The sequence below is a fragment of the Lentzea xerophila genome, assembly GCF_051094245.1.
GTDB lineage: Bacteria > Actinomycetota > Actinomycetes > Mycobacteriales > Pseudonocardiaceae > Lentzea > Lentzea xerophila.
Genome location: NZ_CP194934.1, coordinates 6,112,141 through 6,128,316, shown reverse-complemented (window position 1 = coordinate 6,128,316; position 16,176 = coordinate 6,112,141). Strand labels below are relative to the sequence as shown.

Sequence of the window (16,176 nt, the reverse complement as noted above, 5' to 3'; positions counted from 1 at the left end):
ACCAGCGGCGGAGGCGAGCAAGTTTGGGTGGCTGCGGCGCACCGCGCTGCCGATCAGCAGGAGAGGCGAGCCGTTGCCGGGTGAGCGCGGCGCTCCAGGCGACGCCGCCGCCCGGAACGCCGCGCCCGCGGCCTCTCTCCCGGTCAGGCCGCCAGCGGCGTGAGCTGGTGCAGCACGTCCCGCTCACCCAGCCGCTCGCGCGCCCACTCCACCACCGCGGCCTCCTGCGCGAACAGCACGATCTGCCGGTCCGCCGACAGGTGCAGCAGCAGGTCCAGCATCGCGCGGGTGCGCACGTCGTCCGCCTGCACGGTGACGTCGTCCAGCAGCAGAGGGCACGACTCGGAAGCCAAGTGCTGGGCGAGGGCGACGCGCAGCAGCAGGTAGACCTGTTCGGCCGTGCCCAGTGACAGGCGTGAGGCCTGGTGCCACGTCGAGGACGCCGCGCACACCCGCACGGTCAGGGACGCGGGGTCCACGGCGGCGTCCACGTAGCGGCCGTCGGTCACCAGGGGGAGCCAGGTGCGGAGCGTGTCCTCCAGGGCCGGTGCGATGGTGCTGTGCACCTTCTCGCGGGCGGCGGTCAGGTAGCGGGAGGCCAGGTCGACGGCTTCCACCTCGGCGGTCACCTCGGCCAGGGTCGCGGAGGCGGCCTGCACGGCTTCCTCCGCGTCCGGGACGCTCGGCAGGGCGCGGGCCATCTCGGCGACGGTGGCCGCCAGGGAGTCCGCGGAGGCGGCCAGTGCCGGGTCGACCGGGTCGCAGGCCGCGTAGCGGAGGGCGGCTTCCTGCAGACAGGCCTGGTGGGTGTGGGCGGCGGAGAGGGTGGCCTCCAGGTCGTCCGCGGTGCCGCCGGCCAGCAGTGACTGGAGTTCGGCCCACGCGTTGCGCTCGTCTTCGGCCTCACGCAGCAGGCGGTCCCAGCCGCGTTGCCACTCGGCGATCGCGCGCAGCAGATCCTCGGGGCGCTCGCCGGTGCGGCCGATCGCGGTGACGGCTTCGCGCAGCAGGTCCAGGGCTCGGGTGCGGGCGGCGGCGGCCTCGGAGACGGTGGCCTCGGCCAGGCGGCGGTCTGCCAGGGCCTGGGCGAGCAGCGGGCGCTGGGCGGCCATCAAGGCCTGCCGGGCGCGCACCTTGCAGTCGGTTTCGTAGTCCACCAGCAGGTCCGGCACGGACATCGAGGCGTCGGCCTTGCCCCTGGCGGCCAGTTCCACGCGGACGGCCTTCTCGGTGCGGGCGACCTGGGACACCAGGTCGGCGTGTTCTGCTTCCCAGGCCGCGCGGTTGGCCAGGCGCCACAACGTTTCGCGGTCCGCCGGCACGCCCAGGGCCGCGCATTCGGCCACGGCCTCGTCGTGGACGCGCAGGGCCTCGGCCGCGACGGCGCGCTGGCCCTCGGCCTCGGCCAGGTTGCGGTCGGCGGTGAACAGCACGCCTCGCGCCCAGGTCGCGGCCTCGGCGCGGTCGGCGGCGAACGTCACGGCGGCTTCGCGTTGGGGTGCGTCGCCACGAGAGACGGCTCCGGCCACACCGGCCACCAGCGCGGCGACCAGGACGCCGGCGGCGGCGAGGCGCTGGTCGGTCAGGAACAGCAGTAGGCCCACCAGGGTCGTAAGGCAGCTCAGGGCCAGCAAAGCGTTGCGCAGGAACGGGTTCGGCACCGCGATCTCCTGCACGCGCGCCGCCGCCACGTCGGCCTCGACCTGGGTGCGGGCGGCGCTCGCGGCGGCCTCGTCCTGGAACTGGCGAGCGGCGTCCACGTCGATCGACGCCGTGGTCAGGCGGCCACCGGCGGCGGGATCCAGGCGGGTGGCCAGGCCGCGCAGCACCGGTGGTTCGGCGGTGGTCGGGGGTGCCGGGCGACGTTCGCCGTGCGCGGTGGCGACGGCGGAAGCGGTCGCGTGAGCCGAAGCCACCACCAGGAGTTCGTCGTCCAGCGCCGTCTCGCCGGCCGGGAACTCGGGCAGGGCTTCGAGCTCGCCCTCCAGGGTCGCCGCGGACGGGCCCGTGAGCACGCGCGGGGTCGGTGCCGCCCGCCACGCCGCCAGCGCGCGGTTGACCAGGCGGGCCAACTCCTCCTGCGCGGCCAGCCCGGACGGCGGCGAGTCGCCGAAGCGTTCCTGCAGCTCGCCCAGCCGGGCCGCGCGGGCGGACAGCGCGTCGAGGGAGGCGGCGTGCTCCGCGACGGCCAGGCGCGCACGGGCAGCGGCAGCCGAACGGGCTCGCGCGCTCAGTTCCAGGTACCGCGTGTGTTCGCGGCGGGCCGCGGCCAGGTCCGTTTCGGCCTCGCGCAAACGGTTCCGCGCGTCCTTCAACGCCTCCACGGGCGGGGTCAGCCGGTGCAACGCCTGCTCCACCGTGCCGTCCGTGCCCGCGGTGGCGGCGGCACGGCGCAGGTGGTCCTGCAGACCGTCCGCCGCGTCCAGCACGGTCAGCAGCTGCGCCTGGTCCACGCAGGCGGTCGCGGCGAACGACATGCGGTCCAGGCCGACCCGGCGCGAGACGTCGGGCGCCGCGTCGTCGTTCAGGTCGCGTTCCACCGCGACGACCTCACCGGACTCGAGTGACACCATCGCCGCCACCCGCCAGGACTTGCCCTGCCACGGGCGGTACCGCGACGACGGTTCGCCGCACAGTGCGGCGCGGATGGCGGCGTGCCAGGACGACTTCGCGGACTCGTTCACGCCCGACACCACGGTCAGACCGGGCGCCAACGGCAGCGTGCGGTCGTGCAGCGGCCCGAACGCGTGCGCGGTGACCGACTCGATCCTCATCGTTCCTCCAACGCCCGCAGGCCCGTGGAAAGCACGCGGCCGCGCACAACGGTGTCCAACGACCGATCGGCCAGCACATCGCGCACGAACTGGCCGCGCACGGTCCGTTCCGCGGCCACTGAGTCGAAGTCCAGCAACGGGAACGCCTTCTCGGAGTCGATCCAGTCGAGCTCCCCCGACGCGGACACGTCGACCACCTCGCGCGACACCGAACCGTCCTCGTGCACCGTGCACAGGACGGCCCCGCGCTCGCCGGTCTCGCCCGGCGTCAGCGGCTCCGGGTTGCCGGGGAACGTGTGGCGTACAGCGTGCTCCGGCGTGTGTACGTGTCCCAGGAACGCGTGGTCCAGGCCGGTGATCGCGACGTCGCCGGGCGCGGAACCGTGGTACAGAGCCAGGTTCACGCCGCCGCGGGTCACCGCGACACCGTCCAGGACGTCCCGCGCCGGACCGGGACCGACGTGCGCGGCACCCCACAGCGTGACGCCGTCGGTGAGCTCCACGGGTGTCAGCGACCCGGACGAGAACACGTGCACGTTCGGCGTCCAGTCCACCTGCTGGTAGACCGACTGCGGCCCGTACCAGTCGTCGTTGCCCGGTGCCAGGAACACGGGCACCGAGCAGTCGAAGGACGACCGCAGGAACGCGGCCGTGGAAGGGGAGCAGCGGTCGTGCTCGTACAGGTCGCCGGCGCAGAGCATCGCGTCGACGTTCGATTCCTGGGCGAGGTCCACGATGCGGCCCAGCGTGTCGCGCAACGCCTGGCGCCGCACCGGGCCGGCGCTGGGAAAGCGCGTGTCCAGGTGCAGGTCAGCGAACAGCAGCAGTTTCACCGGTGCCCTCAGCGAGATCGATGGTGCCGGACAGGGTCAGTGCCGGCTGGAGCGCCTCGCTCACGGCCGCGGTGTCGGCGTGCCAGCCGATCAGCTCCGCGACGGCCGGGGTCAGCTCGTAGCCGTGGTGGCGGATCGCGCGGCTCAACGCGTGCCAGAGTTGTGAGGCGTCGTGCGCCACGTCAGCGTCCACATGGGACGAAAGGCCGATCAGCAGGGCGTGCACGGGCTGGTCGGTGTTCTCGGCGCCGCAGGCTCGCGCCACCGAGCGTTCCACCGCCGTGCGCAGCAGTTCGGCGCAGCACCGGATACGCACGCCGTCGAGCCGGTCCGGGCGCTCCAGCAGGTTCGCCACGCAGGTCAGCCGGTCCTGCACGTCCGAGGGAAGTGTCATCGCTGCAGCCACCCCGCGAGCAGTTCGGTGTCCCGGATCAGCACGTCCAGATCGCCGCTCTCACCGCCGACGCGGCACGACTGCAGCAGGTCCACCGCCCACGACCCGACGACGTCCTCCAGGTGCGGCAACAGCTTCGCCTGCTCCCCGAGATCGTCGAGCACGGCCAGCGCGAGCTTCTGCCTGGTCGTCAGGGCGCACTCCAGCGCGCGTTCCACCTCGGCGTGCGGCGTCCCGCCCTGGAGCCGTTCGCGCCGGAACCGGGCCTGCGACGCCGCTTCCAGAGCCGTCCGGCAGCACGACGCCACCAACTCGGCCCGCAACGCGTCCGGCAGGGCCTCGTCGTCCCGCATCGCGCGGGCGTCGTTCAGGCACCGGCCGACGGGATCGTCGGACATCCGCACCCGCACGACGGACTCCTCGCCGCGGCAGACCTCCCAGACGGTCCCGCTCAGGCGCAACCGCCGCAGCGCCTCCACCAGCCGTTCGTCGTGCGTGAAGACCACGACCTGGCGGGTGAGCCCGACGTCGGCGAGCACCTGCGCCAGACCGTCCACCTTGGACGCGTCCATTGCCCGCACGGGGTCGTCGATCACCACGAACCGGAAGGGGCTCTCGTCGACCATCGCGCGCGGCAGGAACAGCGCCAGCCCCAGCGAATTCAGCTCTCCCTGGCTCATCACCGCCGCCGCCGAGTTCGACACGCCGTCGACCGACACGTCCAGCTCGACGTTGCGGGTGCCGCCGAGCCGCACCGCGCCCAGATCGACGTTGCTCTGCTGGCGCAACCGCTGCCAGATCCGCTGCGACTCCTTGGCGAACGGGGCGATGCGCTCCGATCGCAGGGTGGCCGCGGTCTTGCGGATCCAGTTCTCCGCCTCGGTCACGTCGGCGAGGATCTCGGCGTCCGCCAGCGCCTGCTGGGCCTGCGAATGCCACTCGAACAACGCGATCGCCATCGGCCGCCACACCAGGTCGTGCCGGTCGATCTGCTCGCGTGCGACGGATTTCAGCTGGTCCACAGCCTGTACGAGGTTTGTATACCGGTCGAATGCAACCTGTCTCAGTCGCACGGGGTCGTCGATCGCCACACAGTCCTGCCAGTCCTGCCACGCCTGCAGCACGGCCGTCGTGTCGATCATGTCCTGCGCTTCGAGCAGCACGTCCGGCGCCGGTTGGCACAGTGCCCGCGCGGCCGCCACCGCCATGTCCAGCCGGTCCGCGGCGTCGTGCAGCTCCGCGGCGGCCCTGGCGAGGTGCTCGGCGCGTGCCTTGGCCTTGCCGAGCCACAGACCGTCGAGCCTGCCGAGGTCGCACACCGGGCACGTCCCGGTGCCGCCGGACTCCTGCAGCTGGATCGCGAGTCGCAGGATCTCGCTGCACCGCAACGAGTCCTGCGCGTTGTCGGTCGCCACCACGGTGACCGCGCCGAGCGCCAGGTCGAGCGTCTCGCGGACCCTGTCGACCTCGTCCTCTGGCGGCAGCGGCACCTCCACGATCTGGTGCAGCAGGCTGGTTCCGCTGCCGACGTCGGCTCTGAGCGCGAGGTCCGCGATCGCGTCGAGGTCGGGGGAGTCGCTGCCGAGCAGCTCGGCGGCACGGCGGGCGCGTTCGTCCGGGGACGCGGCCAGCTCCGCGCGCACGCGTTCGCGCCGGTCGTAGGGGCGGGCGACGATCTCCGCGAGGCGCTTGCGGTGGTCGGCGAGCGCCTGTTGCGCCTCGGTGATCGCTTCCAGGCCCAGAAGGCGGTGCATCGCCTCGTAGAGATCCTCTGGCTGTGCGTCGAGAACGGTCCCCAGTTCGCTGTAGGGCAGGAACGGCCGGTAGGTCTCCAGCGCGTCGTGCCACCTGCGGTCGTCGAACGGCTCGTTGTCCTGCGTCCACTCGCCTTGCGCCGGGTCTTCCTCCGGCGACCAGCGCCTCCGGATCGTCGTCCGGCCCGGACGCGCGGCCTGGACGAGGTCCAGCTCGACGGCGGTGTCGGCCTGGTGCAGGTTGCGCCAGCCCTGCAGCCACACGTCGTGCCGCGCGCGGGTCCAGCGGGCGTTGTAGCCGGTCAGCGCCAGTTCCGCGGCCTCGGCGAAGCTCGACTTGCCCGAGCCGTTGCGTCCCGTGACGACCGTCAGGCCGGGACCCGGTGCGAGCGGCAGGCGTGCCTGGGGCCCGATGCCCCGGAAGCCGCGCACGCGGATCTCCGACAGGTAGATCCCGTGACCGGGGCCGTCGGTCTCCTCCCGCGGAGCTTCCTCCTGGGCGGGCACGTCGGCGATGGCTCGGTCCAGTGCCCCGTCGCCCTGGCACGCCGCCAGTACCAGTTCCGCCGCTCGTGGGGTGAGATCGTATTCGGCCAGTCGCCCGGCCATCAGTTCGAGTAACCCGGCTTCACCCGCCACGGTCACGTTTCCTCCAGCTGCCACCACTCGATAGGGCGGCAACTTAGGCACCAAATGAGGGCTACTGACGAGTACTCACACGATCGGGTGGTGTTACATAGGGTGACTAAAGTAGTCGGCCGTCGTTATGGACCCCACACCTGCACGCCGCGGATGACGAAGTACGCGTCCGGCACGTAGGTGCCGTGCCTGGGATAGGTGGTGAACTCTGCCTCGGTCGAGCAGTTCTCCCGCTGGTACACGGTGATGTCCCTGCTCAGGCGGTTCGCGAACGACTTGCCGACGAGGGTCAGCGTGATGCACTCGCCGGGGTTCGCGGTCTCCAGGTCGAGGCGCTGCACGGCACCCGTGTACTCGGGCCCGGCCCACACGCAGAACTCGCCCTTGTCGCAGGTCTTGTCACTCTGAGCTACGGCGATCCCACTGGAGGCAACCGTGCCCGCGGTGATCGCCAGGGCGGCGATGAGGCTCTTCGTCGACATGGGCACACCTCCGTCCGGACGAGTGTGCGTCCGTTCGGATCAATCGGCCAGACGATCTTGGACCAGCTCTCGCAACTTCACAGCGTCGCGCGGGGCGTAGGCCTTCGCGTCGTTGTCGAAGTAGACGAAGACGTCGCCGTGCTCCCGCCACGCCCTGACTTTCGCCGCCCACATGTCGAGGCCCTCGTCGGTGTAGCCGCTGACGTAGAGCTCGTCGTGGCCGTGCAGCCGGACGTAGACGAAGTCGCTGGTGACCTCTTCGATCAGCGGGTACTTGCCGGCGGCGTCCGCGACGACCAGCGCGATGTCGTGCCGCTTGAGGAGATCGATGAACTCCGGCGTGTTGTAGCTGGGATGCCGTATCTCGAGCGCGTACCTCATCGGCCGTTCGGCGTCCGTGGTGGTGTGTGCCGGGTCGACGCGGTGGTCATGCCGTTCGGCGATCTCGGCGGCTTCGGTGGTGGTGCGGGGAAGGCCCTCGAAGAAGCCGGTGAGGAGATCGGCGTCGAACTGCAGCGTGGGCGGGAGCTGCCAGAGGATCGGGCCGAGCTTCGGTCCCAGTGCGAGCACGCCGGACGCGAGGTAGTTCGAGAGGAGCTCGGTGCCGTCCTTGAGGCGCTTCATGTGCGTGATGAACCGGCTGCCCTTGACGGCGAACACGAAGTCGTCCGGTGTCTCCGCGGCCCACTTCCGGTAGCTCGACGGGCGTTGCAGCGAGTAGAAGGACCCGTTGATCTCCACCGAGTTGAGGTGCTCGCTCAGGTAGGCCAGTTCCCGCTTCTGCGTGACGCCCTTGGGGTAGAACACGCCGCGCCACGGCGGGTAGACCCACCCCGAAGTGCCGATCCTGATCTCGCCCACGTGGTCATCGTTGCACGGGACGGACAAGACGGCGTGCCGGCAGAAGAACGGCCGCGAGACCTGGGATCCCGCGGCCGCTCTCCGGCCTTTACTTCCGGCAGAGCAACGCGTCCGGCGTCCTGCGCCAGTTGTAGGCGACACCGGCGATGTGCTCGTCCTGCGCGCACTGGCCCTTGTAGTGCCCGTGGGCCCAGTCGCCGCCCTGGTCCGGCCGGTTATCACCCCGGTCGAACCACAGCACGCGGGTCTGCGAGCCCTGTGCGACGGGGGCGCAGATCAGCGTGTGGTTCGCGTAGCCGACAGCCGCGTTTCCGTTCGGGCACTGCAGTTTCGTGTAGCCGACCGCCCAGTCGCCGGTCACGTGCTGCTCGTTGGTGACCCGGCTCGTGGTGCTCCACTGTGGACCGCTGACGCACAGGCCGCGGTTGCCGGTGTGGCTGATGCCGACGAGCTTCTCGTTCTGCGGGCACGATTCCTTGAGGAGCATGTTCCAGCGCGTCTCGCGCGGGACCTGCCCGGTGCGGCTGGGCGCGTTGATCAGGCGGTTCCACGCGCCGGCCCGCCAGTCGTCGCCGTCGTTGACGCTGATGCGGTTGCCGTTCGCGTCCCACCGCAGCAACGCCCAGCTGTTGCCGCCGCGGTTGGCGTGGAAACCGACCAGCGGCCAGTAGGCGAAGTCGGTGTCCTTCGCGATCAGCTGGTCGACGAAGCGTTCGAACCAGTCGCGTGCCTTCGGGTTCGACTCGTCGAGGCCGCCGACGCCGAACTCGCTGATCCACAGTGGCGCCGTGAAGTGCTTCTGGGCCTCGGTGATGTAGAAGGCCTGGCGCTGCAGGACGTTCGTCAGTTCCTGGGGAGTCAGGTCCTGGTAGCGCGGGTCGGTCGTCTCGCCGATTCCCGTGGCACCGCTGTGGTTCGGGCCCGTGTAGCCGTAAAAGTGGGCGGAGTAGACGAGCTTGTCGGGGTTGGCGAGCGTGTGGCTGAGGAACCTCGCCGGCTCCAGCGTCGGACGGCCGTGCGCGAAGCCGTCGACCGGGATGCCCGTCCAGTTGATGCCCTCGACGATGACCAGCAGGTCCGGCGCCGTCTGCTGGATGCGGTCCGCGGCCTGCTGGGAGGCCTTGTGCCAGTCGTGGTCGTTGCCCCAGCCCCAGTTCGGGTCGTCCCAGACGTTGCGGCGCACCTCGTTGTAGAGGTCGGCGCCGACCACGCGCTTGTTCGCCTTGTACCGGTTGGCCATGAACGCCCAGTCGTTGATCCACTGGTCGGTGCTCTGGCTGGTGTTCCACCGCTCGTTGCCGTCGACGCCGCAGCACCACCGGGACGTCGTGGTGTGGTTGTTGAGGATGACGGCGAGGTCGTTGCGGGTCAGCTCGGCCACGACGGCGTCGTAGACCTCGAGCGGCCGCTTGCCGTTGAGCTGCGCGTCCTTCAGGCCGCTGACCGGGTTGTTGTCCTTGATCATCTGGTTGGAGAACGGCAGCCTGATGCTGTTGACGCCGATCTCCTTGAAACCGCTGATGATCGTGGTCATGGTCGCGCGGTCGAGGCCCAGCGGGACCTGGTCCGCCTTCTCGCCGGCGTGGTGGGTGTTGGGGTCGTTGATGTCGCCGGAACCGTTCCAGGTGCCGCTCGCACCGTGCCAGTTGCCGGACTTGAGCTTGAAGCGGTCACCGTGGGCATCGACGATCCACCGGCCTCGGGTGCTGAGGGGGCCGGTCCAGGTCGCCGCTTCCGCTTGCGCGGGTGCCACGAGACTCGCGGCCAGGAGCAGGGTGGCCGAGACGCGAGTTAGTTTCACATATGTGACGGTAACGGCGAACTGAGGCGTTGCGCTAGAGCCTGTGCGTTGTAGGGCGCCGCGCCTTTCATCGTGTTGTCGAAGTAGACGTACGTGTCGCGGTCCCAGCCGCGGACCTTCTCGGCCCACTCGTCGAGTTGCCGGTCGTCGTAGGAGCTGATGTACAGCTCGTCGTGGCCGTGCAACCGGAGGTAGGCGAAGTCCGCGGTGACGGCCTCGATGCACGGGAACGTGGGCGCGTCCGACACGACGTGGGCGACGTTGTGTGCGTGCAGCACGTCGAAGTAGGCGTCGGTGCGGAACGACTCGTGCCGTGGCTCCAGCGCGTGCCTGCCTGCGGGGAGTGCGGCGAGGAAGTCGTGCAGGACCGCCCGGTCGAACCGGAGGGTGGGTGGCAGCTGCCAGATGATCGGACCCTGCTTGGCGCCGAGTGTCAGCGAGTCGACGAAGGTCTTGAGCGGGTCCTCGATGTTCCGCAGGCGCCGGACGTGCGTGATCAGCTTCGGGCCTTTGACGGCGAAGGTGAAACCGGGCGGTGTCTCGGTGACCCACTTGCGGTAGTTCGACGGCGGCTGCAGCCGGTAGAACGAGCTGTTGATCTCGATCGTGCGGACGTGCTCCGCGAGGTGGCTGAGCCAGCGCCGTTGCGGGACATCGCGGTAGAAGCCGTCGCGCCACTCCGGGTAGCGCCAGCCGGACGTGCCGATGCCGATCACCTCGTCCGGATAACCGCGAGAGGCTGTAGCTACTCCGTAGCACTTATTGGTCGATTGAGCTACGGTGGTGGCATGCAGCAGCTCAAAGCCATCGGACAGCGTGAGCTCCGCAACGACAACGCGGAGATCATGCGGCGGGTCGAGGCGGGTGAAAGCTTCGTGATCACCCGGAACAACCGGCCGGTCGCCCAGCTCTCGCCTTATCGCGCGGAGATCGCCGTGAAGCCTTCCCTCGGTGACGCACAGGCGCTGTTCGGGACTCTGCCGTCGGTCGACGCGAGGCGCTGGGAGGCCGACCGGAAGGCGGCCGACGAGTTCTTCGGCGCGGACGACCCGGTGGACGACCCGTGGCAGAGGTGAGTCGGTGCCTGCTCGACACCTGCGTGCTGATCAGGCTGGAGCGGGCGAACCTCGGCGAGTACCTGCACGCACAACCCTTCCTGAGCGCGGTCACGATCGCGGAACTGGCGTTCGGGCTCGACACCGATGATCCGATCGAGCGGTTCGCCCGCACGGAGCGGTACTACGCGGCGCTGCAGACCTTCGACGTGCTGCCGTTCGGCGTGGAGGAGGCCAAGGTCTACGGGCAGATGGCCTCGCTGGTGCGCCGGGCGGGGCGCAGCCCGCGGCCGCGCCGGATGGACCTGCAGATCGCGGCCACGGCGGCGGTGGCGGGAATGCCGGTGCTGACCATGAACGTCAAGGACTTCAAGGACGTCGAACGGCTTGTCGAGGTCGTGCCGATCCGCCAGGTCTAGGCGCCGTGGAAGAAGTACTGGCCGAGCCCGACGGTGAACACGAGCATCCCGTAGAGCGCGTGCTCGATCGACGCCGTCAGCAGTGAGCGCGCGCTGGTAGCGGGTGGCGAAGATCCAGCCGCCCGCCGCAGACAAGCGCAGCAGGTACACGACGCTCGCGCCACCCAGGAGGAGCAGCACGGGGATCGAGCTCGTGCCGCGTGCCAGGAAGAAGTAGACGAGGGCAAGACCGAAGAAGACGGTGACGTATTCGGCCGTCAGTAGGCCTTGCGCCGCACGGTGATCACGGCGGCGAGGGCAGGTCGCTGAGGTGAACCGAAACCGCTTTTCAGATCACCATCCGCCCCTACGCTTCCGGGCATGATTTCCACTGGTTTCACCTGCACGTGCTGCGGCCAGGTGCACGAGGGCCTTCCCTTCGCCTATTCGATGCACGCGCCCGTGTACTGGTCGCCGGAGATCGCCGAGAACCCGGCCAACCTCCTCGGCGAGGAGCAGTGCGTGATCGACGACGAGCACTTCTTCGTGCGCGGCCAGATCCTGCTGCCCGTGCGCGACGCCGACGATGACTTCGCGTGGGGCGTGTGGGTCTCGCTCTCGCCCGCGAACTTCTCCCGCATGGCCGAGGTCTTCGACGACCCGGCGCGCGTGAACGAGCCGCCGTACTTCGGCTGGCTGTCGACGGTTCTGCCCGGCTACGAGCCCACGACGTTCAACCTCAAGACCAACCTGCACACGCAGGGGATCGGCGTCCGGCCGTTGATCGAGCTCGAACCCACCGACCACCCGCTGGCGGTGGAGCAGCGCAAGGGCATCACTCTCGCGCGCGTTCAGGAGTTCGCGGAGATCGCTCTGCACCAGTGAGGAACGTGTGGACCCGTTCCAGGTGGTCCACGCCGATCCCCTTGCGCGGGTCGACCGGCACCAGCAGCGTGTCCGGCCGGGCCGCGGCCCACTCGCTGTCGCGTGGCTGGAGGTCGTCGTCCAGCCACGCGAACGGCCGCGTCCCCGCCCAGGCGGTGATCGCCGGAACCTTGCCGTGGTGGCCGTCGGCGTGGTCGGCGCCGCGCCCGCCGAAGTCGATCCACTCCAGCTCGGGCAGGCCGGTGCGTGGCCCGATGAACTGGTTCGCCTCGTGCTCCCACGTCGTCGCCCACACCAGGTCCGCACCTGTCGCGGCGGCGAGCGAGAGCAGCCACGGGCCGTGTGAGGGGTCGAGCCACACACGCAGGGGCCGGAAGAAGCCGTGCGGACGGATTCGGTGCGTGGTGTAGCCGGCCGGGCGCCGGGCCGGCTACACCAGGAACGGGTTCAGCGGGCCGTCGACGTCCAGCAGGATCGCGGGACGGGTCGTCATGACCTGATCGAAACATCCCGACTGCTAATGCTCGCGCGATTTTTCCCGATACGGGACACATGACTGTCACGGACATCGCGGCGTGGGGCACGGCGTCCCACGTGCGGGCCGCTCTCGAACGTCAGCTCGAAGGCGCGCTGGTGGAGGTCCCCGAAGACGACGACTCGCCCCGCAGGGCGTTCAGCGAGGCGTTGCGCAGGTCGTTGATGCTGCGCCAGAAGCACCCGTTCGACGTGGTCGCGATCGGGCTGCCGGACCTGCTGAGGTTCCGGGACCTGGTGGCCGGGTCCGAGGTGACGTTGCGCGCCACGAACATCGACGCCTACTTCATCCGCCAGGACGGCGGCGCCGAGCAGTACCAGCCCGAAACGGAGTGAAGCCCCGGCTCCGTCGAGAGAGCCGGGGCTTCGGGAACGACATTCAGGCAGGCACGGAAGCCACGCCCGGAGCCAGGAACCGCTTGCCGGTCACCTTCTCCGAGATGCCCGTGCGGTCCAGGTACGGCGTGATGCCGCCCAGCCAGAACGGCCACCCGGCGCCCAGGAGCATGCACAGGTCGATGTCCTGCGCCTCCGCGACCACGCCCTCGTCGAGCATGATCCGGATCTCCTCGGCCAACGCCTCCAGCGCGCGGTTCTTCACCTCGTCACCGGTCAGCGGCGTCGAGCCGAACTCCCACAGCGCCTGCACCTCGGGGTCGACGGTCTGCGCGCCCGTGGAGTCCCACTGCCAGACGGCGGCCTTGCCCGCGGCGACGAACTTCTTCATGTTCTCCGACACCGAGAAGCGGTCCGGGAACGCGCCGTGCATCGTCTCCGACACGTGCAGCGCGACGGCGGAACCGACCAGCTGCAGCAGGATCATCGGCGACATCGGCAGGCCGAGCGGCTCGGTGGCCTTGTCCGCGACCTCGAACGACGTGCCCTCGTCGACCGACTTGATGACCTCGCCCATGAAGCGGGTCAGCAGGCGGTTCACGACGAACGCGGGCGCGTCCTTCACCAGCACCGAGGACTTCTTGAGCTGCTTGCCCACCGCGAACGCCGTGGCGAGCGTGGCGTCGTCGGTCTGCTCGGCGCGCACGATCTCCAGCAGCGGCATGACCGCGACCGGGTTGAAGAAGTGGAAGCCCACGACGCGCTCGGGGTGCTTGAGCTTCGACGCCATGTCCGTGATGGACAGCGACGAGGTGTTCGTGGCGAGGATCGCCTCGGCGGAGACGTGCTCCTCGACCTCGGCGAACACCTGCTGCTTCACGGCGAGGTCCTCGAACACGGCCTCGATCACGAAGTCGGCGTCGGAGAACGCGGCCTTGTCGAGCGAGCCGGAGACCAGCGCCTTCAGGCGGTTGGCCTCGTCCGGCGAGATGCGCTTCTTGCCGGCCAGCTTGTCGATCTCGCTGTGGACGTAGCCGACGCCCTTGTCCACACGCGCCTGGTCGATGTCGGTCAGCACGACCGGCACGTGCAGGCGGCGGATGAACAGCAGCGCCATCTGCGAGGCCATCAGGCCCGCGCCGACGACACCGACCTTGGTCACCTTGCGCGCCAGCGACTTGTCCGGTGCGCCGGCCGGCCGCTTCGCGCGCTTCTGCACCAGGTTGAACGAGTACAGACCCGCGCGCAGTTCGTCGCTCATGACGAGGTCCGCGAGGCCCTCGGTCTCGGCGGCGTAGCCCTTCTCGAGGTCGTTCTCGCGCGCCAGCTCGAGCAGCTCCAGCGCCTTCAACGCGCCGGGCGCCGCGCCCTTGGTCTTGCCGTGCACGATGCCCTTGGCACGCGCGACGGCGGCGTCCCACGCCTCGCCGCGGTCGATCTCCTTGCGGGGCACGGTGATCTCACCGCGCACGACACCGGACAGCCACAGCAGCGACTGCTCCAGGTAGTCGGCGGAGTCGAACAGCACGTCCGCGATGCCCAGCTTCAGCGCGTCGGCCGGCTTGAGCATCTTGTTCTGGTTCAACGCGTTCTCGAAGATCACCGTCACGGCGTCGTTGGCGCCGATCAGGTTCGGCAGCAGCTGCGTGCCGCCCCAGCCGGGGAACAGGCCCAGGAACACCTCGGGCAGCGCGATCGCGGCCGCGTTCGACGCCAGCGTGCGGTAGTGGCACGACAGCGCGAGCTCGAGGCCACCGCCCATGACCGCGCCGTTGACGAAGGCGAAGGTCGGGATGTCCGAGTCGGTGAACTTCTTGAAGACGTCGTGGCCCAGCTGCCCGATCGTGACGCCCTGCGAGCGGTCCGTCGCCTGCTCGACGGCGGACAGGTCCGCGCCGACAGCGAAGATGAACGGCTTGCCGGTGACGGCGATCGCGGCGGGCTTCGCGGCGTAGGCCTCGTCGAACGCCGCGCCGAGCGAGACGAGCGACTGCGGGCCGAACGTCGACGGACGGGTGTGGTCCAGGCCGTTGTCGATCGTGATGAACGCGACCGGCTTGTCCAGGCCCGGTACCGAGATCAGACGAGTCTTGGCGTGGGTGACGACCTCGTCGGGGAAGATCGCCTTTGCTTCCTCAGCGCTGATGGTCACTTGCCACTCCAGTTCGGGTTCTCCCAGATAACCGTTCCACCCATGCCGATGCCGATGCACATGGTGGTGAGGCCGTAGCGCACGTCCGGGCGCTCGGCGAACTGACGCGACAGCTGCGTCATCAGGCGCACACCCGAGGAAGCGAGCGGGTGGCCGGTCGCGATCGCGCCGCCCCACTGGTTCACGCGGGCGTCGTCGTCGGCGATGCCGAAGTGGTCGAGGAACGCGAGCACCTGAATGGCGAACGCCTCGTTGATCTCGAACAGCCCGATGTCCTCAATGGACAGACCGGCGCGCTGGAGAGCCTTCTCGGTGGCGGGCACCGGGCCGATGCCCATGACCTCGGGCTCGACACCCAGGAACGAGTAGCCGACCATCCGCATGCCGATGGGAAGGCCGAGTTCGCGCGCCGTCTCCTCCTCGGCGAGGATGCAGCCGGTCGCGCCGTCGTTCAGACCGGCCGCGTTGCCCGCGGTGATCCGGCCGTGCGGGCGGAACGGCGTCTTGAGCTTGCCCAGGTCCTCGACCGTGGTGCCGGGACGCGGCGGCTCGTCGGCCGTCGCGAGGCCCCAGCCGTTCTCCGCCGAACGGGTCGCGACGGGCACGAGCTCCGGCCCGATCTTGCCGTTCTTGAGCGCGTCGGCGTACTTGGCCTGGGAAGCGGCCGCGTAGGCGTCGGTGCGGTCCTTGGTGATGTGCGGGAACCGGTCGTGCAGGTTCTCGGCGGTCTGGCCCATCACGAGCGCGCTGGTGTCGACGATCTTGTCCGACAGGAAGCGCGGGTTCGGGTCGACGCCCTCGCCCATCGGGTGGCGTCCCATGTGCTCGACACCGCCCGCGATGGCGACGTCGTAGGCGCCGAACGCGATGCCGCTCGCGGCCGTGGTCACGGCGGTCATCGCGCCCGCGCACATGCGGTCGATCGAGTAGCCGGGGACCGACTTCGGCAGGCCCGCGAGCAGTGCGGCGGTGCGGCCGAGCGTGAGGCCCTGGTCGCCGATCTGCGTGGTCGCGGCGATGGCGACCTCGTCGACCCGCTCCGGCGGCAGCTCGGGGTGCCTGCGCAGCAGCTCACGGATGACCTTCACGATGAGGTCGTCGGCACGCGTCTCGGCGAAAATCCCCTTGGGGCCGGCCTTGCCGAACGGCGTGCGGACGCCGTCGACGAAGACCACGTTCCGAACGCGTGCCGGCGCTGCTGGTGCGGCCACGGCGTCTCCTCCACTTGTGGTGACAACTCTGTCCACTCCGGCAGGGGAGCGCGACATCCCTACCGGT

The 16,176-nt window shown here is 69.9% G+C and carries 15 protein-coding genes; 4 read left to right on the top strand and 11 right to left on the bottom strand.

The annotated features are described in order from the left end of the window. Positions 1 to 143 precede the first annotated feature (143 nt). The 8 genes from ACRSBM_RS28905 to ACRSBM_RS28870 form a co-directional block, all read right to left on the bottom strand. Complete coding sequence (locus ACRSBM_RS28905; RefSeq protein WP_434447997.1) at positions 144 to 2,774, bottom strand: AAA family ATPase; 2,631 nt, start codon at positions 2,772 to 2,774, stop codon at positions 144 to 146. Further along, entirely contained in the window at positions 2,771 to 3,607 is an 837-nt protein-coding gene (locus ACRSBM_RS28900) for a metallophosphoesterase family protein (RefSeq protein ID WP_434447996.1), read from the bottom strand. The genes ACRSBM_RS28905 and ACRSBM_RS28900 overlap by 4 nt, the downstream gene beginning before the upstream one ends. Further along, entirely contained in the window at positions 3,585 to 4,001 is a 417-nt protein-coding gene (locus ACRSBM_RS28895) for a hypothetical protein (protein WP_434447995.1), read from the bottom strand. Before ACRSBM_RS28895 ends, ACRSBM_RS28900 begins: the two co-directional genes overlap by 23 nt. Beyond that, positions 3,998 to 6,400 (bottom strand): AAA family ATPase, encoded by a 2,403-nt coding sequence (locus ACRSBM_RS28890; protein WP_434447993.1) that lies wholly within the window; start codon positions 6,398 to 6,400, stop codon positions 3,998 to 4,000. The genes ACRSBM_RS28895 and ACRSBM_RS28890 overlap by 4 nt, the downstream gene beginning before the upstream one ends. 119 nt (positions 6,401 to 6,519) lie before the next feature. Beyond that, the gene (locus ACRSBM_RS28885; protein WP_434447992.1) at positions 6,520 to 6,876 is read right to left on the bottom strand and encodes a peptidase inhibitor family I36 protein; all 357 of its coding nucleotides are present in this window, start codon (positions 6,874 to 6,876) and stop codon (positions 6,520 to 6,522) included. Positions 6,877 to 6,915: 39 nt separating this feature from the next. Beyond that, positions 6,916 to 7,737, bottom strand: a complete 822-nt coding sequence (locus tag ACRSBM_RS28880) for a DUF72 domain-containing protein (protein WP_434447990.1) — start codon at positions 7,735 to 7,737, stop codon at positions 6,916 to 6,918. 88 nt (positions 7,738 to 7,825) lie between these two features. Then, positions 7,826 to 9,538, bottom strand: coding sequence for a glycoside hydrolase family 5 protein (locus ACRSBM_RS28875; protein WP_434447988.1), 1,713 nt, complete (start codon positions 9,536 to 9,538; stop codon positions 7,826 to 7,828). Next, complete coding sequence (locus ACRSBM_RS28870) at positions 9,535 to 10,254, bottom strand: DUF72 domain-containing protein (RefSeq protein ID WP_434447986.1); 720 nt, start codon at positions 10,252 to 10,254, stop codon at positions 9,535 to 9,537. Before ACRSBM_RS28870 ends, ACRSBM_RS28875 begins: the two co-directional genes overlap by 4 nt. A 72-nt stretch (positions 10,255 to 10,326) precedes the next feature. Between ACRSBM_RS28870 and ACRSBM_RS28865 the strand changes: the two genes are divergently transcribed. The 3 genes from ACRSBM_RS28865 (at position 10,327) to ACRSBM_RS28855 (ending at position 11,876) form a co-directional block, all read left to right on the top strand. Further along, positions 10,327 to 10,614, top strand: a complete 288-nt coding sequence (locus ACRSBM_RS28865; protein ID WP_434447985.1) for a type II toxin-antitoxin system Phd/YefM family antitoxin — start codon at positions 10,327 to 10,329, stop codon at positions 10,612 to 10,614. Further along, positions 10,602 to 11,012, top strand: a complete 411-nt coding sequence (locus ACRSBM_RS28860; RefSeq protein ID WP_434447983.1) for a type II toxin-antitoxin system VapC family toxin — start codon at positions 10,602 to 10,604, stop codon at positions 11,010 to 11,012. Before ACRSBM_RS28865 ends, ACRSBM_RS28860 begins: the two co-directional genes overlap by 13 nt. A gap of 360 nt (positions 11,013 to 11,372) precedes the next feature. After that, on the top strand, positions 11,373 to 11,876 hold the full coding sequence (locus ACRSBM_RS28855) for a DUF2199 domain-containing protein (protein ID WP_434447981.1): 504 nt from the start codon (positions 11,373 to 11,375) through the stop codon (positions 11,874 to 11,876). Here the strand turns inward: ACRSBM_RS28855 and ACRSBM_RS28850 are convergent. Next, positions 11,827 to 12,237 (bottom strand): HAD domain-containing protein, encoded by a 411-nt coding sequence (locus tag ACRSBM_RS28850; RefSeq protein WP_434447980.1) that lies wholly within the window; start codon positions 12,235 to 12,237, stop codon positions 11,827 to 11,829. The genes ACRSBM_RS28855 and ACRSBM_RS28850 overlap by 50 nt on opposite strands. Positions 12,238 to 12,428: 191 nt before the next feature. On the opposite strand from ACRSBM_RS28850, the gene ACRSBM_RS28845 reads away from it, so the two are divergent. Next, positions 12,429 to 12,746: a hypothetical protein gene (locus tag ACRSBM_RS28845; RefSeq protein WP_434447977.1), complete on the top strand. Its 318-nt coding sequence runs from the start codon at positions 12,429 to 12,431 to the stop codon at positions 12,744 to 12,746. Between the two features lie 43 nt (positions 12,747 to 12,789). Here the strand turns inward: ACRSBM_RS28845 and ACRSBM_RS28840 are convergent, their stop codons facing one another. Together ACRSBM_RS28840 and ACRSBM_RS28835 are read right to left on the bottom strand one after the other, a co-directional pair. Beyond that, a complete protein-coding gene (locus tag ACRSBM_RS28840) occupies positions 12,790 to 14,898 on the bottom strand; it encodes a 3-hydroxyacyl-CoA dehydrogenase NAD-binding domain-containing protein (protein ID WP_434447975.1) in 2,109 nt (702 codons plus the stop codon). After that, on the bottom strand, positions 14,895 to 16,166 hold the full coding sequence (locus tag ACRSBM_RS28835; protein ID WP_434447973.1) for a thiolase family protein: 1,272 nt from the start codon (positions 16,164 to 16,166) through the stop codon (positions 14,895 to 14,897). Before ACRSBM_RS28835 ends, ACRSBM_RS28840 begins: the two co-directional genes overlap by 4 nt. Positions 16,167 to 16,176: the final 10 nt, after the last annotated feature.

Coding starts and splice junctions, on each gene's coding strand:
- ACRSBM_RS28905 (WP_434447997.1), bottom strand. CDS start 2,774: ATGAGGATCGAGTCGGTCACCGCGCACGCGTTCGGGCCGCTGCACGAC.
- ACRSBM_RS28895 (WP_434447995.1), bottom strand. CDS start 4,001: ATGACACTTCCCTCGGACGTGCAGGACCGGCTGACCTGCGTGGCGAAC.
- ACRSBM_RS28885 (WP_434447992.1), bottom strand. CDS start 6,876: ATGTCGACGAAGAGCCTCATCGCCGCCCTGGCGATCACCGCGGGCACG.
- ACRSBM_RS28865 (WP_434447985.1), top strand. CDS start 10,327: ATGCAGCAGCTCAAAGCCATCGGACAGCGTGAGCTCCGCAACGACAAC.
- ACRSBM_RS28855 (WP_434447981.1), top strand. CDS start 11,373: ATGATTTCCACTGGTTTCACCTGCACGTGCTGCGGCCAGGTGCACGAG.
- ACRSBM_RS28845 (WP_434447977.1), top strand. CDS start 12,429: ATGACTGTCACGGACATCGCGGCGTGGGGCACGGCGTCCCACGTGCGG.
- ACRSBM_RS28835 (WP_434447973.1), bottom strand. CDS start 16,166: ATGTCGCGCTCCCCTGCCGGAGTGGACAGAGTTGTCACCACAAGTGGA.